At 67.1% G+C, this 26,999-nt stretch carries 25 protein-coding genes and 1 tRNA gene; 8 read left to right on the forward strand and 18 right to left on the reverse strand.

What is annotated here, in order from left to right; translation table 11 throughout:
• Positions 1–2 precede the first annotated feature (2 nt).
• The 7 genes from prcB to GD627_RS08055 all read right to left on the reverse strand — a co-directional run bounded on the left by prcB (position 3) and on the right by GD627_RS08055 (position 7,541).
• Positions 3–827 (reverse strand): proteasome subunit beta, encoded by an 825-nt coding sequence (gene prcB / locus GD627_RS08025; RefSeq protein WP_152272083.1) that lies wholly within the window; start codon positions 825–827, stop codon positions 3–5.
• Positions 828–830: 3 nt separating this feature from the next.
• On the reverse strand, positions 831–1,031 hold the full coding sequence (locus GD627_RS08030) for a ubiquitin-like protein Pup (protein ID WP_152272084.1): 201 nt from the start codon (positions 1,029–1,031) through the stop codon (positions 831–833).
• A 40-nt stretch (positions 1,032–1,071) separates the two neighbouring features.
• Positions 1,072–2,667: a depupylase/deamidase Dop gene (dop, locus tag GD627_RS08035; protein WP_152272495.1), complete on the reverse strand. Its 1,596-nt coding sequence runs from the start codon at positions 2,665–2,667 to the stop codon at positions 1,072–1,074.
• A gap of 14 nt (positions 2,668–2,681) precedes the next feature.
• Positions 2,682–4,430, reverse strand: coding sequence for a proteasome ATPase (gene arc / locus GD627_RS08040; protein ID WP_146361958.1), 1,749 nt, complete (start codon positions 4,428–4,430; stop codon positions 2,682–2,684).
• A gap of 103 nt (positions 4,431–4,533) precedes the next feature.
• Positions 4,534–5,589 carry a tRNA (adenine-N1)-methyltransferase gene (locus tag GD627_RS08045; RefSeq protein WP_146361959.1) on the reverse strand — a complete coding sequence of 352 codons (1,056 nt, stop codon included), beginning with the start codon at positions 5,587–5,589 and terminating at the stop codon, positions 4,534–4,536.
• 75 nt (positions 5,590–5,664) lie between these two features.
• Entirely contained in the window at positions 5,665–6,816 is a 1,152-nt protein-coding gene (locus GD627_RS08050; protein ID WP_152272085.1) for a site-2 protease family protein, read from the reverse strand.
• Positions 6,813–7,541 (reverse strand): HAD family hydrolase, encoded by a 729-nt coding sequence (locus GD627_RS08055; protein ID WP_152272086.1) that lies wholly within the window; start codon positions 7,539–7,541, stop codon positions 6,813–6,815. The genes GD627_RS08050 and GD627_RS08055 overlap by 4 nt, the downstream gene beginning before the upstream one ends.
• Positions 7,542–7,645: 104 nt before the next feature.
• On the opposite strand from GD627_RS08055, the gene GD627_RS08060 reads away from it, so the two are divergent.
• A complete protein-coding gene (locus GD627_RS08060) occupies positions 7,646–8,530 on the forward strand; it encodes a PAC2 family protein (protein WP_246165392.1) in 885 nt (294 codons plus the stop codon).
• 4 nt (positions 8,531–8,534) lie between these two features.
• Here the strand turns inward: GD627_RS08060 and mshC are convergent, their stop codons facing one another.
• The 3 genes from mshC to GD627_RS08075 all read right to left on the reverse strand — a co-directional run bounded on the left by mshC (position 8,535) and on the right by GD627_RS08075 (position 11,077).
• Positions 8,535–9,815 (reverse strand): cysteine--1-D-myo-inosityl 2-amino-2-deoxy-alpha-D-glucopyranoside ligase, encoded by a 1,281-nt coding sequence (gene mshC, locus GD627_RS08065; protein ID WP_152272087.1) that lies wholly within the window; start codon positions 9,813–9,815, stop codon positions 8,535–8,537.
• A gap of 22 nt (positions 9,816–9,837) precedes the next feature.
• Positions 9,838–10,662, reverse strand: a complete 825-nt coding sequence (locus GD627_RS08070; protein ID WP_152272088.1) for an undecaprenyl-diphosphate phosphatase — start codon at positions 10,660–10,662, stop codon at positions 9,838–9,840.
• A 94-nt stretch (positions 10,663–10,756) separates the two neighbouring features.
• Entirely contained in the window at positions 10,757–11,077 is a 321-nt protein-coding gene (locus GD627_RS08075) for a hypothetical protein (RefSeq protein WP_246165393.1), read from the reverse strand.
• Positions 11,078–11,118: 41 nt separating this feature from the next.
• Here GD627_RS08075 and GD627_RS08080 point away from each other — a divergent pair, with 41 nt between their 5' ends.
• Positions 11,119–11,352 carry a DUF5703 family protein gene (locus tag GD627_RS08080; protein WP_146361964.1) on the forward strand — a complete coding sequence of 78 codons (234 nt, stop codon included), beginning with the start codon at positions 11,119–11,121 and terminating at the stop codon, positions 11,350–11,352.
• On the opposite strand, the gene GD627_RS08085 is transcribed toward GD627_RS08080, so the two are convergent.
• A complete protein-coding gene (locus GD627_RS08085; protein WP_246165394.1) occupies positions 11,349–12,515 on the reverse strand; it encodes an acyl-CoA dehydrogenase family protein in 1,167 nt (388 codons plus the stop codon). The two genes, GD627_RS08080 and GD627_RS08085, sit on opposite strands and share 4 nt — an antisense overlap.
• A 37-nt stretch (positions 12,516–12,552) precedes the next feature.
• Complete coding sequence (locus tag GD627_RS08090) at positions 12,553–13,875, reverse strand: M20/M25/M40 family metallo-hydrolase (protein ID WP_146361965.1); 1,323 nt, start codon at positions 13,873–13,875, stop codon at positions 12,553–12,555.
• A 192-nt stretch (positions 13,876–14,067) separates the two neighbouring features.
• Between GD627_RS08090 and GD627_RS08095 the strand changes: the two genes are divergently transcribed.
• The 4 genes from GD627_RS08095 (at position 14,068) to GD627_RS08110 (ending at position 17,469) form a co-directional block, all read left to right on the forward strand.
• A tRNA-Leu gene (locus GD627_RS08095) sits at positions 14,068–14,150 on the forward strand.
• Positions 14,151–14,262: 112 nt separating this feature from the next.
• Complete coding sequence (locus GD627_RS08100; protein WP_152272089.1) at positions 14,263–15,561, forward strand: hemolysin family protein; 1,299 nt, start codon at positions 14,263–14,265, stop codon at positions 15,559–15,561.
• 80 nt (positions 15,562–15,641) lie between these two features.
• On the forward strand, positions 15,642–17,039 hold the full coding sequence (locus GD627_RS08105) for an APC family permease (protein WP_246165395.1): 1,398 nt from the start codon (positions 15,642–15,644) through the stop codon (positions 17,037–17,039).
• A 37-nt stretch (positions 17,040–17,076) separates the two neighbouring features.
• A complete protein-coding gene (locus GD627_RS08110; protein ID WP_152272090.1) occupies positions 17,077–17,469 on the forward strand; it encodes a universal stress protein in 393 nt (130 codons plus the stop codon).
• A 3-nt stretch (positions 17,470–17,472) separates the two neighbouring features.
• Here GD627_RS08110 and GD627_RS08115 read toward each other — a convergent pair whose 3' ends face one another.
• The 5 genes from GD627_RS08115 to GD627_RS08135 form a co-directional block, all read right to left on the reverse strand.
• Positions 17,473–17,811: a YciI family protein gene (locus tag GD627_RS08115; RefSeq protein ID WP_152272091.1), complete on the reverse strand. Its 339-nt coding sequence runs from the start codon at positions 17,809–17,811 to the stop codon at positions 17,473–17,475.
• A gap of 51 nt (positions 17,812–17,862) precedes the next feature.
• Positions 17,863–19,080 carry a kynureninase gene (locus tag GD627_RS08120; RefSeq protein WP_152272092.1) on the reverse strand — a complete coding sequence of 406 codons (1,218 nt, stop codon included), beginning with the start codon at positions 19,078–19,080 and terminating at the stop codon, positions 17,863–17,865.
• An 82-nt stretch (positions 19,081–19,162) separates the two neighbouring features.
• Positions 19,163–20,116: a MaoC/PaaZ C-terminal domain-containing protein gene (locus tag GD627_RS08125; protein ID WP_152272093.1), complete on the reverse strand. Its 954-nt coding sequence runs from the start codon at positions 20,114–20,116 to the stop codon at positions 19,163–19,165.
• Entirely contained in the window at positions 20,113–21,453 is a 1,341-nt protein-coding gene (locus tag GD627_RS08130; protein WP_152272094.1) for a 3-oxoacyl-ACP reductase, read from the reverse strand. Before GD627_RS08130 ends, GD627_RS08125 begins: the two co-directional genes overlap by 4 nt.
• A 2-nt stretch (positions 21,454–21,455) precedes the next feature.
• Positions 21,456–22,793, reverse strand: coding sequence for an acetyl-CoA C-acetyltransferase (locus GD627_RS08135; RefSeq protein ID WP_152272095.1), 1,338 nt, complete (start codon positions 22,791–22,793; stop codon positions 21,456–21,458).
• Positions 22,794–22,873: 80 nt separating this feature from the next.
• On the opposite strand from GD627_RS08135, the gene GD627_RS08140 reads away from it, so the two are divergent.
• Positions 22,874–23,608 carry a TetR/AcrR family transcriptional regulator gene (locus GD627_RS08140; protein ID WP_246165396.1) on the forward strand — a complete coding sequence of 245 codons (735 nt, stop codon included), beginning with the start codon at positions 22,874–22,876 and terminating at the stop codon, positions 23,606–23,608.
• Positions 23,605–25,716: an acyl-CoA dehydrogenase family protein gene (locus GD627_RS08145; protein WP_152272096.1), complete on the forward strand. Its 2,112-nt coding sequence runs from the start codon at positions 23,605–23,607 to the stop codon at positions 25,714–25,716. Before GD627_RS08140 ends, GD627_RS08145 begins: the two co-directional genes overlap by 4 nt.
• Positions 25,717–25,801: 85 nt before the next feature.
• Here GD627_RS08145 and glgA read toward each other — a convergent pair whose 3' ends face one another.
• Complete coding sequence (gene glgA, locus GD627_RS08150) at positions 25,802–26,995, reverse strand: glycogen synthase (protein ID WP_152272097.1); 1,194 nt, start codon at positions 26,993–26,995, stop codon at positions 25,802–25,804.
• Positions 26,996–26,999: the final 4 nt, after the last annotated feature.

A 26,999-nucleotide genomic window follows, 5' to 3' on the forward strand; every position in this document is an offset into this window, starting at 1 on the left:
GGCTACGCCTCCAGTCCGGCGGCGGTGCGCCTTGAGATGAGGTCACGGGACAGCTGCTGCAGCTCCCGCTCGGGGATCTCCCGGTTGCCTGCGCTGTTGACGACGTAGACCACCGGCCAGAGCCGGCGCACCATGTCCGGACCGCCGGTGGCGGAGTCGTCGTCGGCGGCGTCATAGAGGGCCTCCACGGCCACCCGGACCGCGTCCTCCTCATCCAGGTTCGGCTGCCAGAGTTTTTTCAGGGCGCCGCGCGCAAAGACCGAACCGGAGCCGACGCTGTGGTGCTCGTACTCCTCGTACCGGCCGCCGGTGACGTCGTAGGAAAAGAGCCGCCCTGCCCTGTGCTGGGTATCAAACCCGGCGAACAGCGGCACCACGGCCAGCCCCTGGAGTGCGAGGGGCAGGTTCGAGCGCACCATGGCCGCGAGCCGGTTGGACTTCCCGTCCAGGCTCATGGGCGTTCCTTCGATTTTCTCGTAGTGCTCCAGTTCCACCTGGAACAGCCGGATCATATCCAGCGCGAGCCCGGCCGTCCCGGCGATTCCCAGCACGGAGTAGTTATCCGCCGGGAAGACCTTCTTGATGTGCCGGCTGGCAATCATGTTGCCCATGGTTGCCCGCCGGTCCCCCGCCATCAGCACTCCACCGGCGTAGGTGAGGGAAACAATGGTGGTGGCCTGAGGCGCCAGCTCCGCCGCGGAACCGTGCGACGACGGCCCCAGGGAGCGGGAGGAGGGAAGCAGTTCCGGGCGGTGCCGGGTCAAATGGTCGGTAAAGGAGGAAGTCGGAGCTTGGTGAACGGAGTCGGCGGGGTCCCGGGGGGCCATCCGTTACTGTCCGCCCTTTTGGATGAAGCCGCGGACGAACTCTTCGGCGTTGCTCTCCAGCACGCCGTCGATCTCGTCCAGCAGATCGTCCACGCCTTCGGTTTCGGCGGAGGCCTCCGCTTCGGCTGCGGGGGACTGGACGGCCCCGGTTTCCTCTTCTTCAACTGGTTGTGTTCCGGTGGTTTTGCGGTCCTGGGTTGCCATGATGCCTAGCCCTTTCTTGCCCGGGGGTTGAATCCTAGTCCTATGGTGCCACGGAGGCATCGGAACCGGTCAGGAGCCTGGTGACAAAATCCTCCGCATCGGCCGATGCATTGAAAAGTTCCTCAGTCAGGGCCCGGGTTCCCCGAAGCGGTTCCCGGGTGGGGATCCGCTGGAGCCGCCGCCGGGAGGGAAGTTCGAAGATGATCGAATCCCAGCTCGCACCGATGACTTCCTTCGGGAACCGGGTGAGGCAGTTTCCGCGAAAGTAGGCCCGGGTGTCGTCGGGAGGAGAGGAAACGGCACGGGCAATCTCCTCGTCGGCCAGCACCCGTTCCATCTGCCCCCGGGCCGCCAGCCGGTAATACAGGCCCTTCTCCGGCCGCATGTCCGAGTACTGCAGGTCCACCAGATGCAGCCGTGCGTCGGACCAGGCCAGCCCGTCGCGTTCGCGGTAGGCCTGCAGCAGTTTCAGCTTCGCCACCCAGTCCACGGAAGCGGCTGCCTCCAGCGGATCCCGCTTCAGGGTGCCCAGCAGGGAGGACCAGCGGGCAAGGATGTCTTCGGTGTCGGCATCCGTTCCTCCGCCGGCCCGGGAGTACGCCGCAGCGGCCTCGCAGTACATCTCCTGGAGATCCAGGCCCGTGACCATCCTGCCGTCCGTCAGTTCCACCAGCTGTCCCAGGGAGGGGTCATGGCTGATGGCCTGCAGTGCGCCCACCGGGTCCCGGAGTTCGAGGGCGGGGGCGCGGCCGGCTTCAATCATGGACAGCACCAGCGACGTGGTGCCCACCTTCAACAGGGCGGAGACCTCACTGAGGTTGGCGTCGCCGATGATCACGTGCAGGCGCCGGTATTTTTCCGCCACTGCATGCGGTTCATCCCGGGTGTTAATGATCGGCCGGCGGATGGTGGTTTCCAGGCCCACCTCCGTTTCGAAGAAGTCCGCCCGCTGGCTGAGCTGGAAGCCCTGGCGCTGGTTGCTGGTGCCGATACCCACCCTGCCGGACCCGACGATGACCTGCCTGGACACAAAGAACGGCACGAGACCGGATGCCAGCGCCCCGAACGGAACGCTGCGGGGCACGAGGTAATTCTCATGGGACCCGTAGGAGGCACCCTTGTTGTCGGTGTTGTTTTTGTACAGGTTCACCGGCGCGAACCCGGGCATCCGGGCAATGTGCCGCATGGCGGCCAGCACCACGGCATCCCCCGCCTTGTCCCACAGCACCGCGTCCCGCGGACGCGTCACCTCCGGCGAGGAATACTCGGGATGCGCGTGGTCAACATACAGGCGCGCGCCGTTGCCCAGGACCATGTTCATGAGCACCGGGTTTTCCTGCAGCTGCTCCCCGTAGAGGGCGGCGGGGCCGCCGCCCTCCATGGCGATCTGCTCGGCATCCAGCACCGGCGGTTCGTCCGTGAGGGAGGTGGGGTCCGCCGCGGCGCGGGGCACCGCAAAACCGCGGGCATCGTTCAGCGGAGCCTCGTCGGTGTAATCCCAGCGGGTCCCCGTCAGGTTGCCCGCCCCCGCCCGCAGGGTGGCCGCATAGGCGTTGACGATCTGGCTGGACAGGACGGTGGCGTTGGCGGACGGCAGGGACGGAGCCAGCACGCCGTACTCGGTTTCCGTCCCCATGACACGGCGGACGGTCACAGATACTGTCCCGGGTTGGCAGCGGTTTCGATGGTCCGGCCCGGTTCCTGGCCGGCCTTGCCCTGGACGATGGTGCGGATGTAGGTGATCCGCTCGCCCTTCTTCCCCGAGATCCGGGCCCAGTCATCCGGGTTGGTGGTGTTGGGCATGTCCTCGTGCTCACGGAACTCGTCCACCACGGCGCGCATCAGGTGTTCAATGCGCAGGCCGCGCTGGTGCAGCTGCAGCAGGTCCTTGATGGCGTACTTCTTGGCCCGGTCCACCACGTTCTGGATGACCGCACCGGAGTTGAAATCCTTGAAGTACAGCATCTCGGTGTCGCCGTTGGCGTAGGTAACCTCGAGGTATTCGTTGGCCTTGTCCTCGGCGTACATCTTTTCCACCGTGCGGCGGACCATGTCATTGACGGTTTCCGCCGGGTCGTAGCCGTGTTCGGCCAGGTCTTCCCGGTGCAGCGGCAGGTCCGGGGTGAGGTACTTGGCGAAGATTTCCGCCGCCCCTTCGGCGTCCGGCCGCTGGATCTTGATCTTCACGTCCAGGCGTCCGGGCCGCAGGATGGCCGGATCGATCATGTCCTCGCGGTTGGAGGCGCCGATGACAATCACGTTCTCCAGCTTCTCCACGCCGTCTATCTCGCTGAGCAGCTGGGGAACAATGGTGGTTTCGACGTCGGAGGACACCCCGGTGCCGCGGGTGCGGAACAATGAGTCCATTTCGTCGAAGAACACCACCACCGGGCTGCCGTCGGAGGCCTTCTCTCGGGCGCGGCCGAAGATCAGCCGGATGTGGCGTTCGGTCTCTCCCACGTACTTGTCCAGCAGCTCCGGGCCTTTGATGTTCAGGAAGTAGCTGCGTGCACCCAGGGTGCCGGTCTGCTCCATGACGCGTGCCGCCAGCGCGTGTGCCACGGCCTTGGCAATCAGCGTCTTGCCGCAGCCGGGAGGGCCGTACAGGAGGATTCCCTTGGGCGGCTTCAGCCCGTGTTCGCGGTACAGGTCAGGATGCATAAACGGGAGTTCGACGGCGTCGCGGATCTGTTCGATCTGGGGGCCGAGTCCGCCGATGTCCGCGTAGGAAATGTCCGGGACCTCTTCGAGGACCAGGTTCTCCACTTCGCTGCGCGGTATTTTCTCCAGCGCGTACCCGATGCGGGTGTCCACGGTGAGGGCGTCCCCCACCCGGACCTTGTCCAGGCTCAGCGGGCCGTTGAGCCGGACCACGCGCTCGTCGTCTGCCCGGCCGATCACCAGCACCCGGTCCGGGTCCAGGAGTTCCTTCACCGTGAACAGCTCCCCGGCGCGTTCGAAGCCGAGGGCGGCGATGACGGTGAGGGATTCATTCAGCAGCACCTCCTGGCCGGGGACGATCTGTCCCAGGTCCAGGAGGGGCGACACCGCCACGCGGAGCTTGCGGCCGGACTGGATGATGTCCAGGCTTTCCTGCACGGCTGCGATGGTGGTGACGCCCGGCTCGGCCTCGCGGCGCTGGTTCACACCGATGACGGTGCCGAAGCTGAACGGAGTGGCGCCCTCGTTCTCCAAGGCGTCCTTCAACCGGATGATTTCGGCTTTCGCCGTTTCCAGCATGGTGACGAGCCGGGCGTTGTGGTGCGTCAGGGCAGCAAGCTGCCGGTCCAGATTCCGAAGTTTGTCCCGCAGGACGTTGAGTTGGCGTGCCTCGGTTGCTGCTGCGGACGCGGGACGGGACCCTCCGGTCCCGGTTCCGACGTTTTCAGGTTCAGCCATGATACCGACCGCCTTCACGTAGGTCTGGGTCTGTCCAATGACAGTACCCCGGGCCTGCGGAAGATACACCGGCTATGGCGTCTTGTGTTTCAGCAGTTACCCGTTATGGGGTGTCGGTCTCCTGCTGGAATTTTTCGGCGTTCTCGAGGGCTCCGCGCTGGACGGTGGAACTGGCATCGCGGGCTGCCCGGCGCAGTTTGTGGGCGGAGACTTCCCGTTCCCCCACTGCTGCCGGGGTCCACGCGTTGAGGTCCTCTTCGCTGAAGTTGGTCTTCGAGGCACGGCGCTTGGCTACCAGTCCGGTGGCCCCCTCCGCCAGCCGCCGGGCGGTCAGGAGGAAGCCTGTGTGCGCCACCATGCGGTGGTCCGGACGGACGGCCAGGCCCTCGAGATGCCACCCCCGGACGAGGGACTCCCAGCCGTCGGGCTCGGTGAAACGCCCGTCGGCGCGGATGGCTTCCGCGGTACGGGAGAGCTGGGTGACGGTGGCCACGTAGGAAATCCAGACGCCGCCCGGGGCCAGCACGGTGGCTACGGCGTCGGTGCACTCCCACGGTGCAAGCATGTCCAGGACTACGCGGTCCACGCTGCCCGGCTCCTGGTTCTTCACCACTTCATCCTGGAAATCCCCGAGGGTGATGTCCCAGGCGGGGTGCGGTCCGCCGAAGAAGGTCTCCACGTTGCCGCGGGCGATCTGCGCGAATTCCTCACGGCGTTCGTAGGAGTGCAGGCTGCCGGAATCGCCGACGGCGCGCAGCAGCGAAATACTCAGGGCGCCGGAGCCGACGCCGGCCTCCACCACGCGGGCGCCCGGGTAGATGTCCGCCATGGTCACGATCTGGGCCGCGTCCTTGGGATAGACGACGGCGGCGCCGCGCGGCATCGAGAGGACAAAATCGGAGAGCAGCGGGCGCAGGATCTGGTATTGGTGACCGGCGGTGTTGGAAACCACGGAGCCTTCGGGCAGCCCGATGACGGAGTCATGCTGCAGGTATCCGCGGTGGGTGTGGAAGGCGCCGCCCTCCGTGAGCGTGATGGTGTTGCGCCGGCCCTTCTCATCGGTCAGCTGGACCCGTTCCCCGGGGCGCAGCGGTCCCCTGCGGATCTCGGCGCCGTGGGGTGCAGCAGTGGCAGGCTGCGCCTGGTTTTCGGAGTTCATGGTGTTCCTTTGGTTCTCTTACGGGGTCATGGTGGCCGGCGTGTGGATACCGGCGGGCAGTAAAAAGACGGGGTGTCAGCGCCGCGGGCGGACGGGTTTCCCGGTGACGGCGGCGACGACGGCGGCCTGGCGCAGCAGGCCGGTCACCGTTCCGTCACTGTTGATCACGGCGTATTCGCTGCCCTGCAGTTTCGCCAGGTAGGAAACCAGTTCCTGGCCGGCGGCGACTTCGGGGACGTACGCCCCGGGTGCCAGCGGGCGGGCCACCGCGCTGACGGGGACCTGGTCGGCCTGCTCCGGCGGGACGGAGGCCAGGGCGCTGCGGTCCACGACGGCTTCCGGCTGGCCGGTGGGTGCGGTGAGGATCAGGGCGGCGTTTGGATGCTCGCGGACCAACCGGAGCGCCTGGCCGACGGGTGCGCCGGCGGGCAGGGACAGGGCCGGTTCCATCAGGGTGCCGGCACTGACCTGGGGCAGCCGCAGGCGAACCCGTGCGTTCGTGACGGCAGCCCCCGCCCCCATCCAGAGGAAACCGCACACCAGGGCGGTCAGCAGGACCAGGCTCAGGGAGGGCGCGCCGCCCCGCAGGTAGGGCGGGATAAAGACGGCGGCCAGGATCAGGACCGCAATGAGGCGTCCGGCCCAGCCGGCAGCGACGGTGCCGCGTTCCTGCGATCCGGTGACTTTCCAGACCGCGCTTTCCACAATGCGTCCGCCGTCCAGGGGAAGCCCGGGCAGGACGTTGAAAATGCCGATCAGCAGATTGGCGGACACGAAGATGAAAGTGACCAGCCAGGCCACGCCGTCCCGGGAGAGAAGCTGCAGGACGCCGAATCCGGCTGCAGCGAGCAGGAAGTTGGCTGCCGGGCCGGCCAGGGCCACCAGCAGGGACCGTCCCGGCGTGGAGCGCAGGTCACCGAACTGGGTGTGCCCGCCCCACAGGGTGAGGACGATCTTCGAGGTAGGCCAGCGGTACGCCCTGGCAGTCAGTGCGTGAGCTGCCTCGTGCGCCAGGACCGAGAGCAGCAGCAGGATTGCGTATCCCAGGGCTACGGCATAGGCGCCGGCACCGAGGCGGGGGAAAGCATCGCGCACCTGCGGTCCGAAGACCGCCACGATCAGCGCCGCGATGAGGAACCACGAGTAGGCCAGGATGACGGGTACGCCGGCAATGCTGCCCAGCGGAATGCCTTCCCGGCGTTGCGTACCGGGCCCGGTGCTGCTCACCTGGCGGACTCCAGGACGGAGCCGGGCAGCAGCCCGCACAGGTGGTCCACCCCGCGTCCGGCCAGGGAATCCCATTCGTGCCGGAAGACTCCCGGGGGAAGCGCCACAAAGTTCGGTACCGTCAGGGTTACCAGGCCGGCTGCCTGGGCGGAGGTGGCACCGGGCAGGGAATCTTCAATGGCGACCACCCGGGCCTTGTCCAGCCCCGGAACGGTACCTTTCAAGGTGTCGAAGGCCAGCTGATAGGGCTCGGGGTCCGGCTTTCCCCTGCCGACCATATCTCCGGTCACTACTACCCCGAAGGTTCCGGCGGGCAGGGCGCGGAGGATTTCCTGTGCCAGTACCTGCTCGGACATGGTGACCAGGGCGCAGGGGATGCCGGCGGACTGCAGCTCGGTCAGGAGTTCCCGTGCCCCCGGCCGCCAGGGCACCTCGCGGCGCACCTGCGCTGCCACCTGCCCGATCAGCCGGTCGATGATCTCCCGGATGCCCAGGGGGACGCCGGCCTGCTGGAGCATCCCGGCACTGACTTCCAGCGCCTGGCCGACCATGGCTTCGGCCTGGGCATCCGACCAGTCGACGCCGAAAGCCGCGGTGAGTTCCTTCTCAGCGGCAATCCAGTACGGCTCGGTGTCCACGATAGTGCCGTCCATATCCCAGAAAACCGCCTGCAGTGCTGCGTCGGGTTGGCTGCGGGCGGAATCGTCTGTGGTGAGGAGGGGCATGTCCCCAGTCTACGTGGCGGTACGGAGCCGGTGTTTCTTTTGCTCTCCGCGAAGGTCCGTGGCACGGTCCTGACACGCGGGCGGACGGGGCATAGTGTGAAGTGGTGAGCAATACCGACGGCTTTGAAGCCACAGGCCTCCAGGATTTTTTCGGCGACGAGACGTCCTCCGAACGCGTCACGGTGATGCTGGCCGCGTTCGAAGGGTGGAACGATGCGGGCGAAGCCGCCTCCGACGCCCTGAAATTTCTCAGCAGGCACTGGGATACCGAAAGATACGCCAGTATCGACGCCGATGAGTACTACGACTTCCAGTTCACCCGGCCGACCATCAGGCGCACGGCCACCGGCGGACACCGGATCAAGTGGCCCACCACGCGGATCTCCCGTGCCGAGGTGCCGGACAGTAACCTGGACGTCATCCTGGTGACGGGGGTCGAGCCCTCGTACAAGTGGCGCGCCTATACGGCTGAACTGATTGCCCTGGCCAAGGAACTGGACGTGGACTGCATTGTCCTGGCCGGCGCCCTGCTAGCCGACGTTCCGCACTCGCGCCCCATTCCCGTGAGCGCGTCCTGTGAGGAAGCCGACCTGCAGAACAGCCTGGCCCTCGAGCCGTCCTCCTATGAGGGGCCGATCGGCATTGTGGGCGTGGTGTCCGAAATGGCTGCCCTGGCCGACATTCCGTCCATCTCGCTCTGGGCTGCCGTGCCGCACTATGTGGGGCAGGCGCCGTCGCCCAAGGCGCAGCTTGCCCTCTTGAACCGCATCGAGGAACTGCTGCAGGCTCCCCTGGATACGCACCCGGTGACCGAAGAGGCCGAAGCCTGGGAACGGGGCGTGGATGAGCTGGCCACGGAGGATCCGGAGGTGGCCGCCTACGTCCGCCAGCTCGAAGAGGCGAAGGACACGGCCGAGCTGCCCGAGGCCAGCGGGGAATCCATTGCCCGCGAGTTTGAACGCTATCTGAAGCGGCGCCGCAGGGACTGAGTTCCTAGAGCTGGACTCCGAGCAGCGCATTCAGCGCGGAACAGACGAGTTCGGCTCCGGCCTGGGTGCCCGGCTGCCCGCCGGCCGCTGCGGCGTCCGCCCAGGCATCAACAGCCCGCAGCGCGGCGGGTGCATCCAGATCATCAGCCAGCGCGGCACGGATGGAGCGCAGGAGAGCTTCGGCGGCGTCGTCACCGGTGAACTGCAGGGCCTTCCGCCACGCCACGAGGCGTGCTTCGGCTCCCCGCAGCTGGTCAGTGGTCCAGAACCAGTCGGTGCGGTAGTGGTGGGAGAGCAGCACCAGGCGGATGGCTGCCGGTTCCACTCCCTCGCTGCGGAGCCGGGACACCAGGACCAGGTTCCCCAGCGACTTGCTCATTTTCTCTCCGTCGAGCCCCACCATGCCGGCATGGGCGTAATGCGAGGCCAGGGGCGTGCCCTCGCAGGCGAAGGCATGTCCGGCACTCATTTCGTGGTGCGGGAAGACCAGGTCCGAGCCGCCGGCCTGCACGGTAAACGGGCGGGGCAGGAAACGCTGGGCAATGACTGAACACTCAATATGCCAGCCGGGGCGTCCGGTGCCGAGCCGGCCGCCGTCCCAGGACGGTTCGCCGGTACGGGCCACCCGCCACAGCAGCGGGTCCAGCGCATTCCGCTTGCCGGGGCGCTGCGGGTCTCCCCCGCGTTCGGCGAAGACCGGCAGCATCTGCTCACGGGTCAGGTGCGAGACCTGCCCCAGCCACCAGGCGCCGGGATCGCCGTCCGCCAGCCGGGAGGCGGCGTCCACGTCGAAGTAGAGGTCGCCGTCGGGCTCACCCGCGGTACCCGGGACCCGGTAGGCCAGTCCGCGGTCCAGGAGCTCCTCAACGGCCGGGACGATCCACTCCACGGCCTCAACAGCACCGATGTAGTGGTCCGGGGCGAGGACGTTCAGGGCTTCCATATCCTCACGGAAAAGCTGGGTCTGCTCGGAGGCGAGTTCGCGCCAGTCGGCGCCGGTGGCATTGGCGCGCTCCAGCAGCGGATCATCGACGTCGGTGACGTTCTGGACGTACCGCACCGTGTGTCCGGCGTCGCGCCACTGGCGGTTGAGCAGGTCGAAGGCCACGTACGTGGCGGCATGCCCCATGTGCGTGGCGTCGTAGGGGGTGATCCCGCAGACGTACATGCTCGCTTCGCCGGCGGGCCGGATGGCAACCTGCGCCTGCGCGGCGGTGTCATAGAGCCGGACATCGTCCGACGTGCCGGGCAGGGAGGGCAGGGATGAGGATTTCCAGGCAATCACTCTTCCACTCTAACGGGCACGGCTAGGCGGTGAGGACGCCGAAGCCCAGCAGGAGGTAGATGCACAGGCCCAGGAGGATGCGGTACCAGACAAAGAGGCTGTAGCTGCGGGTCGAAACGTAGCGCAGGAACCAGCCGATGATGACGAAGCCCACAACGAAGGCAACCACCGTAGCGGCGCCGGTCTGCAGGCCGGTGTACGGCATCGGCTCGTCCAGTGACTTCACCAGCTGGAACAGGCCGCTGCCGAAGACGGCGGGAATGGCGAGCAGGAAGGCGTAGCGCGCGGCTGCCTCGCGGGTGTAGCCCATCAGCAGCCCGGCGGTGATGGTGCCGCCGGAGCGGGAGACGCCGGGGATCAGTGCCAGGGCCTGGGCGAAGCCGTACAGGATGCCGTGCTTATAGGTGAGCTGGTCCAGGCTGCGCTGCTGGCGGCCGAAGGCGTCGGCCACCGCGAGGATGATGCCGAAGACGATCAGCATGGTGGCGACGATCCACAGGCTGCGGAAGGTGCTTTCGATCTGGTCCTGGAACAGGAGGCCAAGCACCACGATGGGAAGGCTGCCGATGATGATCAGCCAGCCCATGCGGGCATCCGGATCGCTGCGCGGTACGCGGCCGAAGAGGGAGCCGAACCAGGACCGGATGATCCGGACAATGTCCTTCCGGAAATACACCGCGACAGCGGTTTCCGTGCCCAGCTGGGTGATGGCCGTAAAAGCCGCCCCCGGATCCTGGGCGCCGGGCAGCAGTTCCCCCACAATGCGCAGGTGGGCGCTGGAGGAGATGGGCAGGAACTCTGTCAGGCCCTGGATCAGGCCAAGGAAGATCGCTTCAAACCAATTCACACCTAAGACTCTAATTGACAGCAGGGACACAGCCGTCCACCGGCGGGTCCGGCCGCCGGCCGCGGGCTTCCGCCCGGAGATGCGTCAATAGGTGCTACCGGTTGGCCGAACGGCCCAGCGGGCTGCCGCCGTCCTGGTCCGGGATGGCATCCGGACCGTCCGCCGGGATGCCGTCAGCGTCATCCGCGCCCTCGTAATCCTCGTCGTCCTCATCGTCCTCGTAGATTTCCAGCGGCGTTACCTCGCCGTAGGCGTCGTAGAGGACTTCCTCATAGACTTCGAAGGCATCCGCGATGGCAAGATACGCACTTTCCACCACCGGATCCTTCTCGCCGCGGCGGGCGGCCGCAGCCGCCAGATGCTCTTCAAGGGCGGCGACGAGGGACTGGAGCGCGATGCGCGGATCTATGCTCATGCCCTAGACGTTATCGGTAAAGTAGGGAAAATTGGAGGGAAATGCGCGAACAAATTCTTGCACCTGATGTCTCCCGCCGGCGCGAAAACTCCCGGGACTATGAGTACCTGGTGGTGTCGGTGGATCCCCACGAATCCCTGCCGGACGCCAGGCGGCGCCTGGTGGAGCACGCCGAATACGGCAAATGGGAACTGCACCGCAGCCGGATCTACAGCGGCGGCGGCCGGCGGTTCTGGCTGCGCCGCAGGGTCCTGCGCGTGCAGCGCACCACCTAGCCCTGCTCCACCGGTCCCAGGACCGCGTTGGCCACGGACCCGTGCACCGAATCCTCGCTTGAGGGGTGGAACATGCCGGCGAGGACGTCGCGGTAGAGCCGTTCCAATTCCGATCCCCGGAAGTAGCTGCGGCCGCCGGCAACCCGGACCGCGGTTTCCACCACACCGCGGGCCGTTTCGGTGCTGCGGTATTTGAGGCCGGAAAGCAGCGGGAACCAGTAACTGCCGTGGTCCGCGCCCTCTTCCAGGTCCCGCGCCACGGCTTCCAGCTGAAGGTGGACGCCGTCCACGCGCAGCGCGGCATCGGCTATCTTCCAGCGGGTGGCGGGGTCCGAGGATGCCCGAACCCCGTCGGTCGACGTCCGTCCCCGTGCGGCCTCCGCCGCCAGTTCCACGGCCCGGTCCGCCAGGCCCGTATAGACCGCGGACAGCAGGGTCTCGAACAGGGCGAAAATCCCGAAGACAAAGGGATCCTGATGCGGTCCCACCGGCGTCGCCCGGACCATCCGGGATGCCGGCACCTCTGCCTTGTCCAGGCGTGTGGTGCAGGACTGGCTGGCACGCATGCCCATGGTGTTCCAGTCGTCGGCGATGGTGATGCCGCCGGTTCCCCGGTCGGCGAACCCGAAGACCAGCCGCGGCTCCGAAGGATCGGAGGAGTCCTTGCCGAAGATGCCCAGCCGGGTCCACGCCGGGGACAGGCTGGTGAAGATCTTGGTGCCGGTGAAGGCATAGCCCCCTCCGCCCGTCGGCTGCGCCGCGGTGTGCGAATCGAACAGCACGGCCGGGTTCCCGGGTTCGGAGATCCCGAAGGCAAACAGCTCCCCCGCCGCTGCCTCGCGCAGGACGAAGTCCAGCGAGTTATCCCCGCGCAGGGCCAGCAGATGGGCCACACCGCACCAGACCAGGTGCATGTTGACGGCGAGGGCCGTTGCCGGAGCGGCGGAGGCCAGCCGCCGCTGGCAGACGACGACGCCGGGAATGTCCAGCCCTGCGCCGCCCTCGGCCGCGGGAGTGAACAAGGCCAGGTAGCCGGCTGCGCGCAGGTCTTCCAGATCTTCGGTGAAGAAGCTGTTGGACTCGTCGTAGCCGGCAGCGCGGGAGCGCAGCCGCTCCAGCAGGTCCGGACTCAGGATGTCGCTGGGGATGTCAGTGGCAGGCACGGCGGGTTCCCTTCGGCGGGGCTGCAGGGGCAGTCGGTCAGTAGTCGGTCAGGAGGCGGGACAGCACCCGGGTGCCGAACTTCAGGGAGTCCACCGGCACGCGCTCGTCCACACCGTGGAACATGCCGGTGAAGTCCAGGTCCTCGGGCAGGCGCAGCGGGGCGAAACCGTAGCCGGTGATGCCCAGCCGGCTCAGGGACTTATTGTCGGTGCCGCCGGAGAGCGTGTACGGCAGTACCGGCGCCCCCGGGTCCTCCGCCTGCAGTGCGGAGATCATGGAATCAACGAGATTGCCCTTGAACGGCACCTCGAGGGACACGTCCCGGTGTTCGTAGCTGATGTCGATGCCTTCACCCGCCAGTTCCCGGATCGTGGCCAGCACCTGCTCTTCCTGGCCCGGCAGGGTCCGGGCATCGATCAGGGCCTCGGCGGTGCCGGGGATAACGTTGTGCTTATAGCCGGCCTTCAGCACCGTGGGGTTGGCGGTGTTCTGCAGGGTGGCACCCACAAAACGGGCCACAGTGCCCAGTTCGGCGAGGATCCGGTCCGGGTTGTCCGGATCGAACTCGACGCCGGTCAGCTCGGTGACACCGTCCAGGAAGGCGCGTGTGGTGTCCGTCAGCTCAATGGGCCAGGGGTGCGCGCCGATAGTGGCGACGGCGCGGGCCAGGCGGGTGACGGCGTTGTCGGTGTTGATCTGCGAGCCGTGCCCGGCCCGGCCGTGTGCCACCAGGCGCAGCCAGGAGATGCCCTTCTCCGCCGTCTGCAGAAGGTACGTTCGTTTCCCGCCGATGGTTGCCGAGAAGCCGCCCACCTCCGAGATGGCCTCCGTGGCGCCGTCGAAGAGCTCGGGGCGGTTCTCCACGGCCCAGCGGGCACCATAGTCGCCGCCGGCTTCTTCATCTGCGAAGAACGCAAAAACAATGTCCCGGCGCGGCCGGGTTCCGGTGGCCGCCATGGAGCGCATCACGGAAAGGATCATGGCGTCCATGTCCTTCATGTCCACGGCTCCGCGGCCCCAGATCAGCCCGTCCCGCTCCTCGGCGCTGAACGGGTCCACCGTCCAGTCCTCTTTCTGGGCCGGCACCACATCCAGGTGCCCGTGGACCACGAGGGCGGGAAGGGAGGAATCGGTGCCCTCCATCCGGGTCACCACGGAGGCGCGTCCGGGAGCGGACTCGAAGAGATCGGCGGTCAGGCCGGCCTCCTCGATCAGTCCGGCGGTGTATTCGGCGGCCGCCCGCTCCCCCGGCCCGGAGTTGTCACCGAAGTTGGAGGTGTCGAAGCGGATGAGCTCCCGGCAGATCCGGGCGACCTCGTCTTCGGCGCGGGGCTGCTCGGCAGGGACGTCTGTAGGCATGGTTTCTCCTTCGGTGAACTGTGCAGCCAGCTTAGCCAGCGCGGTGCCATGATGGGCCGCATTTCGGCGCCGGGGCGGGGCAACCCGGCCCCGGCTTGGGCCGATTCGTGCTTCGCGCCTAAACCGTGTTAGAGTTTTTCCCGTTGCTTCCACAGGTTTTGAACAACAGGAAAGCCTGTGGAGATCACCCAAGCGCGGGTGGCGGAATGGCAGACGCGCTAGCTTGAGGTGCTAGTCCTCTAACGAGGGTGGGGGTTCAAGTCCCCCTCCGCGCACAGCGAAGTCCTCCTGGAATCACCGGATTCCGGGAGGACTTTTTTGTTATCTCAGACAGCCCGGTGTGATCTTTACCTCACATGGCGTGCAGGGCTTCGGTACTCTCGCACCATGGACGGCAGCGGCGTCTTCAATCTCCTGCTCGTGGTGTTCTTCATCCTGCTCGGCGGACTCTTCGCCGGAGCGGAAATGGCGCTGGTGTCCCTGCGCGAGAGCCAGATCACCGCCCTGGAGCGCAGTGGGAAGCAGGGCAGGCGCACGGCCCGCCTGGCACGCAACCCGAACCTGTTCCTGGCGGCGATCCAGATCGGCGTCACCCTCACCGGTTTCTTCTCGGCCGCCTACGGCGCCTCGGCCCTGGCTCCGGCGGTTGTGCCGCTGCTGCGGCAGTGGGGGCTGTCCGTATCCGCCGCGGACGCGGCAGCGTTTATTCTGCTGACCCTTGCCATCGCCTATCTGTCCCTGGTGTTTTCGGAACTGGTGCCCAAACGCCTGGCCATGCAGAATGCGGTGCTCTACGCCCGGCTCCTCTCCCCCGCCCTGAACCTTTTTGCGGTGGTGATGCGCCCCGTCATCGCGCTCCTGTCCTTCTCGACGGACACGGTGGTGCGTCTGCTGGGCGGCAATCCGGGGGTAAAGACCGTGCCGGTGAGCAGCCAGGAGCTCCGGGACATGGTTGCTGCCAGCCCCATGCTGGCGGAGGACAGCCGGCGCATCCTCTCCGATGTCTTCGGGGCAGGCACGAGGCTGGTGCAGGAGGTCATGCGGCCCCGCACCGAGGTGGTGTTCCTCCGGGCGGAGCTTCCGCTGGAAGAAGCCCGGCGCCGGGTACGGCATCAGCCCTATTCCCGGTATCCGGTGACCGGTGCCTCCGTGGATGACATTGTCGGGTTCATCCATGTGCGGGATCTGATGCCGGACCCGGACGCCCCGGACCCGGATTCCCGCAGGGTGGCCGACATCCTGCGCCCGATCCTGTTCCTGCCGGGGACCGCCGCCGTCCTGCCGGCACTGGGCCGCATGCGCGGCGGACACAGCCACATCGCGGTGGTGGCGGATGAATACGGGGGCACTGACGGCATCGTGACACTGGAAGACCTGGTGGAGGAGCTTGTCGGTGAAATCTACGACGAGTATGACACCGGGCGGGATCCGGAAGACCGCTACCGCAGGGAAAAAGGGCAGCTGGTGGTGGACGGCGCACTGATCCTGCAGGAATTCCACCGGCTGACCGGTTTCGCCCTCCCCGAGGGCCAGTATGAAACGGTTGCCGGGTACATCCTGGACCGGCTGGGGCGGATGGCCCGGCCCGGCGACACGGTGCAGGCCCCGGGGTGCAGGCTGGAGGTCCTGGGCGTGCGCCGCCGGCGGATCGGAGCGGTTCGGGTGATTCCGGAGATACCTGTGTAAGGCCCCCATTGCCAGATCCGCCGCATACCGCGCAGAATACCGTCCAATGCGGCATCCCCTGAACGGCCGGAAGGACAGCGATGGCTGATACCAAGACGGGCCAGACCGAACTCAAGCGGGTCATGGGCACCAAGCTGCTTTTGCTGTTTATCGTCGGCGACATCCTGGGCACGGGCGTGTACGCCCTGACCGGTCAGGTGGCCGGAGAAATCGGAGGCGCCGCCTGGGCGCCCATCCTGCTGGCCTTCGCGGTGGCAACCATCACCGCGCTTTCGTATCTGGAACTGGTGACCAAGTATCCGCAGGCCGCCGGTGCCGCGCTCTACACGCACAAGGCCTTCGGAATCCACTTCCTGACCTTTCTGGTGACCTTCGCGGTGCTCTGCTCGGGAATCACGTCTGCCTCGACCGCCTCCAAATTCCTTGCCGAGAACTTCATTGTCGGGTTCCACCTCGAGTGGGGACAGACCGGCGTCACCTGGATCGCGGTGATCTTCATGCTGCTGCTGGCAGCAGTCAATCTCCGGGGTGCGGCCGAAAGCGTCAAGTTCAATATTGTGCTGACCGCCATCGAACTGACGGGCCTGTTGATCGTGATCCTCATCGGGTTCTGGGCCATGGGCCAGGGCAACGCTGACTTCTCCCGGGTGGTGGTCTTTGAAACCGAAACCGGCAAAAGCGTGTTCCTCGCCCTGACCGGAGCCACGTCCCTGGCGTTCTTTTCCATGGTCGGCTTCGAGGACTCGGTGAACATGGCGGAGGAAACCCACGACCCGGTCCGGATTTTCCCGAAGGTGATGCTCACGGGGCTGAGCATTACGGTTACGGTCTATCTGCTGGTGTCCATTGCCGCGGTTGCCGTGGTGCCGGTGGGACAGCTGTCTGAATCCAGCACCCCGCTGCTCGAGGTGGTCCGTGCAGGTGCCCCCAACCTGCCGGTGGACACGATTTATCCGTTCCTGTCCATCTTTGCCGTCGCCAACACTGCCTTGATCAACATGCTGATGGCCAGCCGGCTGCTTTACGGCATGGCGAAGCAGGATGTCCTGCCCCGCGGGCTGTCGGCGGTCCTGCCTGGACGCCGCACCCCCTGGGCGTCCATCGCCTTTACGACGCTGATCGCGGTGGGGCTGATCATTGTGGTCACCAATTTCATGGGCAAGGGCACGGTGACCGCCCTGGGCGGGACCACCGCATTGCTGCTGCTTGCCGTCTTCACCGTGGTCAATATTGCCTGTATTGTCCTGCGCCGGACCCCGTCCGAGCGTGCACATTTCCACTCCCCCAAGGTGATGCCTTTCATCGGCGCCCTCACCTGCGCCTTCCTGCTCGGTCCGTGGGCGCAGGATCCGGTTGAGTACCGGATTGCCGGGCTGCTGCTGCTGCTCGGGCTGGCCCTCTGGGTGCTGACCTGGATATGGAACCGGGCAGTGAAGGCACGCAGGACCCGTTTCACCGATCCCACCCAGCTGAGCTGAGCGAGCCAGCGGTCAAGCAGCCAGGAAGAAGGCAACCATGAGCGTCGTCGTCGGATACGTGCCCACTCCGGAGGGGGAAGCAGCGCTCCGCGCCGGAGTCCGCGCAGCCGGGGACCTGTCCGCCGAACTGGTGGTGGTCAACGTGGAGAGCACCCGCAAACAGCGCCCGGCGGAGGAGAGCGGTACCCTCCCCGCACTGAACCGCATCCTGGAGGAGAGCAGGGTGTCCCATCTCCTGGTGCATCCGGTCGGTGATTTCGATGCGTCCGAGGAAATCCTGAAGGCGGTGGAAGAACACAGCGCCCGGCTGGTGGTCCTGGGACTCCGGCACCGGACACCGGTGGGGAAGCTTTTTTTGGGCAGTACCGCCCAGCGCGTGCTGCTGGAGGCTGCGTGCCCCGTCCTGGCGGTCAAAGCCGGCCAGGCCTGAGGCCTAGCTCTCCGGATCAAACATGAACTCGCGGAGCTCCTGCGCACAACGGCAGGACACCGCGATCTTCCGGGCCCACTCCACTGCCTCCTCACGGGTCGGGAGGTCCAGCACAGTGAAGCCGCCCTTGAGGTGGCTGCCGGGATAGAGCCCGGGGTTCACGGATCCATCGGCGGAGACAAGCACGGGATCCACCTTTTCCTCGATCCCACCGCCGAAGATATACACACCGGCAGCCTTTGCCTCCCTGATGACGGCGCGCGAATCGGCTGCCACAACGGGAAACTCCTCGTCGGTGAGCACCATGGCTTCGCTGGGAAAGGAGATGAGGTATTTGGTCATGCCCAAGGGTGGCCCGCAGCCGGCCGGACGGCAACGGGTAACCGTGTGCCTCTAGAGCTCGCCCAGGATTGCTTCGATCCCGGTGAAGGTTTCCACGAAGGACGTGGACAGCGGCGACAGGCCCAGCCGGATGCCGTCCGGGTTCCGGTAGTCCGGGATGATGCCCCGTTCCCAGAGCGCGGCCGTGGCGGCCTGGAACTTCGGGTGGTCGATGGTGATGTGGCTGCCGCGGCGGTCCGGATCGCGCGGCGAGGCCAGCACGACGCCGTGCGGCGCCAGCAGTGCGTCGACGGCAGTGACGGCATAGTCCGTGAGTGCCTGCGACTTTGTGCGGACGGCATCCATGCCTGCCTCACGGATCAGGGCAATCATGTCCCGCATGGCGAGCATGCCCAGGATGGGAGGGGTGCCTGAGACCAGGCGCCGGATGCCTTCGGCCGGAACATAGCCCTGTTCCATGCCGAACGGATTGCGGGAGCCGAGCCAGCCCTGGATGGGCTGGGAAAAGTCCGCCTGGTGGCGGGCGGCCACATAGGCCCAGGCCGGGGCGCCCGGGCCGCCGTTGAGGTACTTGTAGCTGCAGCCCACGGCGTAGTCCGTTCCCTCCGCATCCAGCTGCGCGGGTACGGCCCCCGCGGAGTGGCACAGGTCCCACAGGACCAGGCCGCCGGCGTCATGCACCACTGTGTTGATAGCCGCGGCATCGGCGAGGTAGCCGGAGCGGTAGGCTACGTGGCTGAACACGGCCAGAGCCGTCTGCGGCCCGACGGCGTCCGCCACCGCCTCGGCGGTCACTCCGCCGGCGTAATCGGCGGCTACCCAGCGCAGGGTCAGCCCGCATTCGCGGGCCACACCTTCCAGGACGTACCGGTCGGTGGGGAAATTGTCCGCGTCGAGCAGGATCTCGCTGCGGCCCGGGCGGGCGGCCACAGCTGCCCGTGCCAGCTTGTACAGCAGCACGGTGGTGGAATCCGCCACGATGCACTGCCCGGCGGCGGCACCGAGGGCCACCTCGCCGAGTTCGTCGCCGATGCGGCCGGGCAGGTCGAGCCACTCTTCATCCCAGCCGCGGATCAGTCGTCCGCCCCACTGGCCGGCGACAAAATCCTGCAGGTTTTCGGCAGTGGCCCGGAGCGGGCGGCCCAGCGAATTTCCGTCCAGATACGCCCTCACTCCCTCCGCCGGCAGGAACCTGTCCCGATAGCCGGCGAGGGAATCGGCGGCGTCCAGTTCCTTGGCGGCCACGAGCAGGCCGGGAGCATCAATCATGAGGGAACTTTAGCAGCAGGCACGCAGAAGCCCGTCCGCTTCCGGTGCTGCCGGAGGCGGGCGGGCTGCGGCGAGGATGTGCTCAAGCCTGCGCTGCGGCGCTGAAACCGGAAGAGCCTGCCGCGGAATCCAGCGGCGTCACCGAACCGGTGAAGTGCCGGCGGTGGGAGCGGGGGTTCCAGCCCGTGAAGGTGGCACCGGCCCAGCCGCCCGATGCCTCATTGTCGTCCGTGATTGCCACGGCAACGGTGGCCGGGAGGAACACCGGTGACTCGAAGTCGATGCTCCACCGGAACGGCCCCTCGTGGGACTGCACCGCATCGGCAACCACCCGCGAGGCAAGGTACATGCCGTGGGCCAGCGACTGCTTCATGCCCAGCGCCTTCGCCGACAAGCGGCTGAGGTGGATGGGGTTGAAGTCACCGGAGACCCGGGCGTAGCTGCGTCCGGCGTCTGACCCCAGGCGCCAGAGCGCCGTCGGCAGCGGCGGAACGAACTCCGCCCGCACCGCTGACTTCTCCGGGCGGTCGATCTTCGGCAGGAAAACACCCTTGGCCAGATAGGTGGAGCGGCCGCGCCAGACAGTCTCCGGCCCGCCGTCCGCCTCGACCGTGACTTCGGCGACCAGCTCCACCTGGGTGCCCGCACGGTGGCCTCCGAGGTTCTCCGCCCAGGCGGTCACCGTCAGGGGTTCCCCGTAATGAATGGGCCGCAGATGCTGCACTTCGTTGCGCAGGTGCACCATCCCCAGCAGCGGCAGCGGGAAGTCCTCGCGGGCCATCAGGCTCATGGCCACCGGGAACGCAAAGGTATGCACGTATCCGGTGGGCAGGTAATCCGTGGCGCTGTGCAGGACCAGGTGCTGGAACTCGGTGAGCCGGGCCAGGTCCACCGAGGCTCCGCGCACCACGTGCCGGTCCGCGGGAAGCGCGCCGGTGGTCTTCGACGGCGACAGGCGCGACTTCGCCGCGCTGCCGAGCGCGCCCGCGTAGAGCCGGCCGAGGGCCGGGATCTCGCTCAGCTGGGTATCTGTCATGCGCCGACCATGTTCTGCCCGCAGACGCGCACTACCTGGCCGTTGACGCCGGCAGCGGCGTCGGAGGCCAGGAAGGAAATGGTCTCCGCGACGTCGATAGGCAGTCCGCCCTGCTGCAGGCTGGACAGCCGGCGTGCCACCTGACGGGTAAGCGCGGGGATCGCGGCCGTCATGTCGGTTTCGATGAAACCGGGTGCAACGGCGTTGATGGAGCCGCCGCGCGGTGCCAGCAGCGGCGCGGTGGCGCGGACCATGCCGATCACGCCGCCCTTGGAGGCTGCGTAGTTGGTCTGGCCGCGGTTGCCGGCAATGCCGCTGGTGGAGGCCAGCGAGACAATCCGCCCTTCGGGGCTGAAGCCGCCGGAGGCCAGGAAGGTTTCGTTCATCCGCAGCTGCGAGGCAATGTTCACGGCAATGACCGAGCCCCAGCGGGCCTCATCCATGTTGGCCAGCAGCTTGTCCCGGGTGATGCCGGCGTTGTGGATCACGATGTCCAGGTGCCCGTAGCGTTCAACGGCGTGGGTAAGGATGCGGTCCGCTGCGTCTTCGCGGGTGATGTCGACCTGCAGTGCGGTCCCGGAGATTTCGTTGGCCACCTTCGCCAGCTGCTCGCCGGCGGCGGGGACGTCCACCACAATGACGGACGCGCCGTCGCGGTGCAGCACGCGGGCAATAGCGGCGCCGATGCCGCGGGCGGCACCGGTCACCACGGCAACCTTGCCGGCCAGCGGCGCGTTCCAGTCGGCCGGAAGCTCGCCGGCGTCGGAACCCACGGTGATGAACTGGCCGCTGACATAGGCGCTCTTGCCCGAGAGGAGGAACCGCAGGGCGGCGGCCACCGAGGGGGCTGAGGCCTTCACACCGTTGGCCAGCACAATGCCGTTGGCGGTGGCCCCGCCGCGCAGTTCGTGTGCAATGGAACGCAGTGTGCCGTCAATGCCCTGGCGGGCCGCCGCGGCGGCCGGATCCTGTGCCTCGGCCGCGGGCCGGGACACGGTGATCACCCGTCCGCCGGGGGCAAGGTCCCGCAGCGCTGCACCGGCGGCCAGGGTCGGTTCGCCGAGGTCCCCGGGTGCCGCAGCGTCGTCGAGCACAATCAGGATGGCACCGAGCTTCTCCTTCGGGGTGGCGTGCCGGCGTACGTCCTGGTCCCAAGAGAGCAGCAGCTGCGACAGGTCATCAGCGGTTTCGCCCTTGCCCAGGACCAGCACCGGTCCCGGCACGAGCGGCTTGGCGGGGTCGAAGCGGCGCAGGATGGCCGGCCGGGGCAGGCCGAGCTTCTTGGACAGCTCCTTGGTGAAGCCGCTGTTGACGAGGTTCAAATAGGTATCACTCATGGTTAGCGCGCCTCCAGGATCGCGACGAGGCCCTGTCCGCCGGCAGCGCAGATGGAGATCAGGCCGCGGCCCGACCCCTTTTCATGCAGCATCTTGGCCAGTGAGGCGACGATGCGTCCGCCGGTGGCCGCGAACGGGTGCCCGGCGGCCAGCGAGGAGCCGTTGACGTTGAGCTTGCTGCGGTCAATGCTGCCCAGCGGTGCCTCCAGCCCCAGCCGGGTGCGGCAGAATTCTTCGTCCTCCCAGGCAGCCAGGGTGGAGAGGACGGTTCCGGCAAAGGCCTCGTGGATTTCGAAGAAGTCGAAGTCGTCGAAGGTCAGGTTGTGACGGGCCAGCAGGCGCGGTACGGCGAAGGCCGGGGCCATGAGCAGGCCGTCCTTGCCGTGCACGAAGTCGACGGCGCCGGCTTCGGCGTCCACGATGTTGGCCAGCATCGGCAGGTCGTGTTCGCGGGCGTAGTCCTCCGAACCGAGCAGGACCACGGAGGCACCGTCGGTCAGCGGCGTGGAATTGCCGGCGGTCATGGTGGCGGCATCGCCCAGGGACTTACCGAAGGCAGGCTTGAGCTTAGCCAGCTTTTCCATGGTGGTGTCCGGGCGCAGGTTGGCGTCCCGGGCCAGGCCGCGGTAGGGGGTGACCAGGTCATCGAAGAAGCCGCGGTCATAGGCGGCGGCCATGTTGCGGTGGCTGTTGAAGGCCAGCTCGTCCTGGGCTTCGCGGGTGATCTTCCACTGTGCGGTGGTCAGGGCCTGGTGCTCACCCATGGAAAGCCCGGTGCGCGGCTCGCCGGTGGACGGTGCGTTCGGGGAAAGGTCCTTGGGGCGGATCTTCGCGACGGCGGCCAGTTTCTGCTTGGTGGTGCGGGCGCGGGAGAGGTCCAGCAGTGCACGCCGGAGGCCTTCGCTGACGGCGATGGGAGCGTCCGACGCGGAGTCGACACCGCCGGCAATGGCGGATTCCAGCTGTCCCAGCTTGATCTTGTTGGCCAGGCCGACCACGGTCTCAAGCCCGGTGGCGCAGGCCTGCTGAACGTCGTAGGCCGGGGTTTCCGGCGACAGTGCCGATCCCAGGACAGCCTCGCGGGTCAGGTTGAAGTCCCGGGAGTGCTTCAGGACGGCGCCGCCGGCCACTTCGCCGATACGCTCGCCCTGCAGGCCGAAGCGGGCAATCAGCCCGTCAAGGGCGGCCGTGAGCATGTCCTGGTTGGAGCTGTAGGTGTATTTGCCGCCCGAGCGGGCGAAGGGAATGCGGTTTCCGCCGATCACCACCGCCTTGCGCACGGAAGAGCCGGCGACGTTGTTCGTGGGGGTAGCTCGTGCTGATTCAGGCTGTGCAGCCATTCGTCGTTCTCCTTGGGAGTCCGTGGGGTTTGGTGTGACGTCAGTTACTGTTACCCAGCGTACCTGATACGCTCAGTATCGTGAACATCGCACTTGAGGATCCTTCCGGGCCGCCACCGGCTGCCGACGGCCGAGCGCTTCGCTGGGAAGCGCACCGCGCCGAGCGCCGTCGCACCCTGATCAAGACCGCGCGCCGGGCCGTCCATACTTTGGGCTGCGCAGCGTCGATGGAGGAGATAGCGGCCGCCTCCGGCACCTCCAAGTCCGTGTTCTACCGCTACTTCGGGGACAAGGCGGGCCTGCAGAAGGCCATGGGGGAAATGGCCGTGGCCCGGATGCAGGAAAAGATCATCGAGGCGGGACGCACTGCCGCCTCCGCCCGGTCCGGTCTGCGGGCCATGGTCTCGGCCTACCTGCAGATGGCCGAGACCTCCCCCAACGTCTACCTGTTCGTGACCGGCCAGCTTGGCGACGGCGGGCCGGGACAGATCGATACGGCCCTGTCCTCGTTCTTCGAAACGATCACGGCAATGATGGACGCCGCCATCGGGGAGTATCTGGCCGGCCGGGAGATGCCTCCGGAGGCCAGCGCCACCGCACACTACTGGCCTACGGCTGCCCTGGGAATGATCCGGGCCGCCGGAGAGCGCTGGATCGCCGCTCCCGGCGGACCCGGGAAACCAACCGAAGAACAAATGACCGACCAGCTGACCGCCTGGCTTTTTGACGGCATCGGCTATGACCGGGGCCCCGGCCCCGACTCCACGGATTTTCCATCTGCTCCCTCCACCGACCACGAGAAGGAAACGCAATGACGCAAACGCTTTCAACCACCGAACGCCAGCTTCCGGCGAGCACCACCATCCGCGACAACGACGCCGCCGTAGTGGACGTCGAGGCGCTGGGCCGCGTCCTGCTTGGCAAATGGGCCGAGAAGCGGCTGGCGGCGCGCAGAATCGCGGGCATGGAAGCCATGCAGACCCCCGCGGGCCTGACGCACACCGAGCACCGCGAACGGGTCATGGACCAGCTGAAAATCCTGGTGGAGAGCAAATCCGTCCACGGCGCCTTCCCCAAGTACGTGGGCGGCGAGGACAACCACGGCGGCAACGTCGCGGGCTTCACGGAGCTGGTAGTGGCCGATCCGTCCCTGCAGATCAAGGCCGGCGTCCAGTGGGGCCTCTTCGGCTCCGCAGTGATGCACCTGGGCAACCGGGAACACCATGAAAAATGGCTGCCGGGCATCATGAGCCTCGAGGTGCCGGGCTGCTTCGCGATGACCGAAACCGGACACGGATCCGACGTCGCCAGCATCGCCACCACTGCCGAGTATGACGCGGCCACCGAAGAGTTCATCATCAACACCCCCTTCCGGGCCGCCTGGAAGGACTACATCGGCAACGGTGCCGTCAACGGCAAGGCCGCTGTCGTCTTCGCCCACCTCATCACCCGCGGGGTGGATCACGGTGTCCACGCGTTCTACGTTGAACTGCGCGACGACAACGGGTTCCTACCGGGCATCGGCGGCGAGGACGACGGCGTCAAGGGCGGTCTGAACGGCATCGACAACGGGCGCCTGCACTTCTCCGGCGTGCGTATCCCCCGCACCAACCTGCTGAACAAGTACGGCGACGTGGCCGCGGACGGCACCTACACCTCGGAGATCAGCAGCCCCGGCCGCCGCTTCTTCACCATGATCGGCACCCTGGTGCAGGGCCGCGTCTCGCTCGACGGCGCGGCCGTGGCTGCGAGCAAGCTCGCGCTGAAGACGGCCATCCAGTACGGCACCGAACGCCGCCAGTTCAACGGGGCCTCGGACATCAAGGAAGAGGTGCTGATGGACTACCAGCAGCACCAGCGCCGCCTGCTGCCCCTGCTGGCCACCACCTTTGCCGCCTCCTTTGCCCACGAGGAACTGCTGCAGAAGTTCGACGACGTCTTCTCCGGTGCGCATGACACCGATGCGGACCGCCAGGACCTGGAAACCCTCGCCGCAGGCCTGAAGTCCCTGTCCACCTGGCACGCCCTGGACACGCTGCAGGAATGCCGCGAAGCCACCGGCGGCGCCGGGTTCCTGGCCGAGAACCGGCTCACCGCCCTGCGTGCGGACCTGGATGTGTACGCCACCTTCGAGGGTGACAACACGGTGCTGCTGCAGCTCGTGGCCAAGCGGCTGTTGGCTGACTACGCCAAGGAATTCGCCGGTGCGGACTTCGGCGTCCTCGCCCGCTACGTGGTGGGGCAGGCCACGGATGTGACGCTGCACCGCACCGGCCTGCGCCGGATTGCACAGTCCGTCCGTGACTCCGGATCCGAAAAGAAGTCCGCCATTGCCCTGCGCGATCCCCGGACCCAGCATGACCTGCTGGCGGACCGGGTTGCCACCATGGTGGCCGAGGTGGCAACAGCGCTGAAGGAAGCCCGCGGACTGCCCAAGGACAAGGGTGCCGCGGTGTTCAACGACAACCAGCACGCCCTGATCGAAGCCGCCCGGGCGCATGCCGAACTGCTGCAGTGGGAGGCCTTCACGCGGGGCCTGGACCGGATGGAGGACGCCGGCACCCGCCAGGTGATGACCTGGGTCCGCGACCTGTTCGGCCTGTGCCTGATCGAGAAGAACCTCGGCTGGTACCTCATGAACGGCCGTCTCTCGGCCCAGCGCGCCCGCACCCTGGGGCCGTACATCAACCGCCTGCTGGCCAAGCTGCGCCCGCACGCCCTGGACCTGGTGGACTCGTTCGGCTACGGCCAGGAACACCTGCGCGCGAAGATCGCCTCCGGTGCGGAGAAGGCGCGCCAGGACGAGGCCATGGAGTACCAGCGGCTGCTGCGCGCCAGCGGGGCCGCTCCCGTGGACGAGAAGATCCTCATCGCCCGTGAGAAGGCCGCCAAGAAGACGGCTAAGAAGTCCGGCCGGAAGTAGGCCCCAAAGCCATACGCGCGAAGAAGGCGCTGCCGCGTCACCGCGGCAGCGCCTTCTTCCATGTCCGGTCCGGTGTGGTGTGGTCCTAGAGCACCGACCGGTAGACGTCCAGGGTTGCGCCGGCAATGGATTCCCAGGAGAACTGCTCGGTAACCCGGATGCGGCCGGCCTCGCCCATCTGCCGGGCCAGGACCGGATCCGTGACCACCGTGGTCAGGGCCGCGGCGAAGTCCTGGACGAACTTCTCCGGGTCCAGCGGGGTGCCGGTGCCGTCAGTGACCTGCTCGATGGGCACCAGCAGGCCGGTGACGCCGGTGTCCACCACTTCCGGGATACCGCCGGTGGCACTGGCGACGACGGCGGTGCCGCAGGCCATAGCCTCAAGGTTCACGATGCCCAACGGTTCGTAGACCGACGGGCAGGCGAAGACGGTCGCGATGGAAAGGATCTTGATCAGCTCGGCGCGCGGCAGCATGCGTTCGATGACGACGACGCCGGTGCGGGTACGCCGCAGCTCCTCGATCAGGACGGCGGTTTCGGCCGCCAGCTCGGGCGTGTCCGCCGCGCCCAGGCACAGGACCAACTGGACCTCCGGCGGCAGCAGGGCCGCGGCCCGGAGCAGGTACGGCACTCCCTTCTGGCGGGTGTTCCGGCCGACGAAGACCACGCTGGGACGGTCCGGGTCTATGCCGAAGGCACGGACACCCTCGGCATCGGCATCGGGCTGCCACTGCTGCACATCGATGCCGTTGTGGACCACCTTGACCTTGGCCGGGTCCACTTCCGGGTAGCTGCGCAGGATATCCCGGCGCATGCCCTCGGAGACAGCGATGATTGCGGCGGCCGCCTCGTAGGCGGTTTTCTCCACCCAGGAGGAGACGGCGTATCCGCCGCCCAGCTGCTCCGCCTTCCACGGGCGCAGCGGCTCCAGGCTGTGGGCGCTGAGCACGTGCGGAACCCCGTGCAGCAGCGAGCCCAGGTGACCGGCCATGTTGGCGTACCAGGTATGCGAATGGATCAGGTCCGCTCCCGCCAGTCCACCCAGGATTTCCAGGTCGGTTCCGAGGGTCTGCACCGCGGGATTCGCGGATTCCAGTTCCGCCGGCACCGCATAGGCCTTGACTTTGGCTCCGTGGAAATCTTCGGGGCGCGGGGCTCCGAAGCAATGCACATGGAGATCAACTTCTCCGGCCAGAACACGGCTGAGCTCGGCTACGTGAACGCCTGCTCCTCCGTAGATTTCCGGCGGGAATTCCTTCGACACAATATCTACTCTCACTAAA

Origin of the sequence: Arthrobacter yangruifuii (assembly GCF_009192775.1) — a bacterium.
In the GTDB taxonomy this organism is placed as follows: domain Bacteria; phylum Actinomycetota; class Actinomycetes; order Actinomycetales; family Micrococcaceae; genus Arthrobacter_B; species Arthrobacter_B yangruifuii.

Excerpts from the sequence above, each read along its gene's own strand:
- GD627_RS08090 (WP_146361965.1), bottom strand. The coding sequence starts at position 13,875 with ATGCCTACAGACGTCCCTGCCGAGCAGCCCCGCGCCGAAGACGAGGTC.
- GD627_RS08080 (WP_146361964.1), top strand. The coding sequence starts at position 11,119 with ATGCGCGAACAAATTCTTGCACCTGATGTCTCCCGCCGGCGCGAAAAC.
- GD627_RS08145 (WP_152272096.1), top strand. The coding sequence starts at position 23,605 with ATGACGCAAACGCTTTCAACCACCGAACGCCAGCTTCCGGCGAGCACC.
- GD627_RS08115 (WP_152272091.1), bottom strand. The coding sequence starts at position 17,811 with ATGACCAAATACCTCATCTCCTTTCCCAGCGAAGCCATGGTGCTCACC.
- prcB (WP_152272083.1), bottom strand. The coding sequence starts at position 827 with ATGGCCCCCCGGGACCCCGCCGACTCCGTTCACCAAGCTCCGACTTCC.
- GD627_RS08120 (WP_152272092.1), bottom strand. The coding sequence starts at position 19,080 with ATGATTGATGCTCCCGGCCTGCTCGTGGCCGCCAAGGAACTGGACGCC.
- GD627_RS08105 (WP_246165395.1), top strand. The coding sequence starts at position 15,642 with ATGGCTGATACCAAGACGGGCCAGACCGAACTCAAGCGGGTCATGGGC.
- GD627_RS08100 (WP_152272089.1), top strand. The coding sequence starts at position 14,263 with ATGGACGGCAGCGGCGTCTTCAATCTCCTGCTCGTGGTGTTCTTCATC.
- dop (WP_152272495.1), bottom strand. The coding sequence starts at position 2,667 with ATGGGGACGGAAACCGAGTACGGCGTGCTGGCTCCGTCCCTGCCGTCC.
- GD627_RS08030 (WP_152272084.1), bottom strand. The coding sequence starts at position 1,031 with ATGGCAACCCAGGACCGCAAAACCACCGGAACACAACCAGTTGAAGAA.
- GD627_RS08045 (WP_146361959.1), bottom strand. The coding sequence starts at position 5,589 with ATGAACTCCGAAAACCAGGCGCAGCCTGCCACTGCTGCACCCCACGGC.
- GD627_RS08075 (WP_246165393.1), bottom strand. The coding sequence starts at position 11,077 with ATGAGCATAGATCCGCGCATCGCGCTCCAGTCCCTCGTCGCCGCCCTT.
- GD627_RS08125 (WP_152272093.1), bottom strand. The coding sequence starts at position 20,116 with ATGACAGATACCCAGCTGAGCGAGATCCCGGCCCTCGGCCGGCTCTAC.
- GD627_RS08055 (WP_152272086.1), bottom strand. The coding sequence starts at position 7,541 with ATGCCCCTCCTCACCACAGACGATTCCGCCCGCAGCCAACCCGACGCA.
- GD627_RS08135 (WP_152272095.1), bottom strand. The coding sequence starts at position 22,793 with ATGGCTGCACAGCCTGAATCAGCACGAGCTACCCCCACGAACAACGTC.
- GD627_RS08130 (WP_152272094.1), bottom strand. The coding sequence starts at position 21,453 with ATGAGTGATACCTATTTGAACCTCGTCAACAGCGGCTTCACCAAGGAG.
- arc (WP_146361958.1), bottom strand. The coding sequence starts at position 4,430 with ATGGCTGAACCTGAAAACGTCGGAACCGGGACCGGAGGGTCCCGTCCC.
- GD627_RS08110 (WP_152272090.1), top strand. The coding sequence starts at position 17,077 with ATGAGCGTCGTCGTCGGATACGTGCCCACTCCGGAGGGGGAAGCAGCG.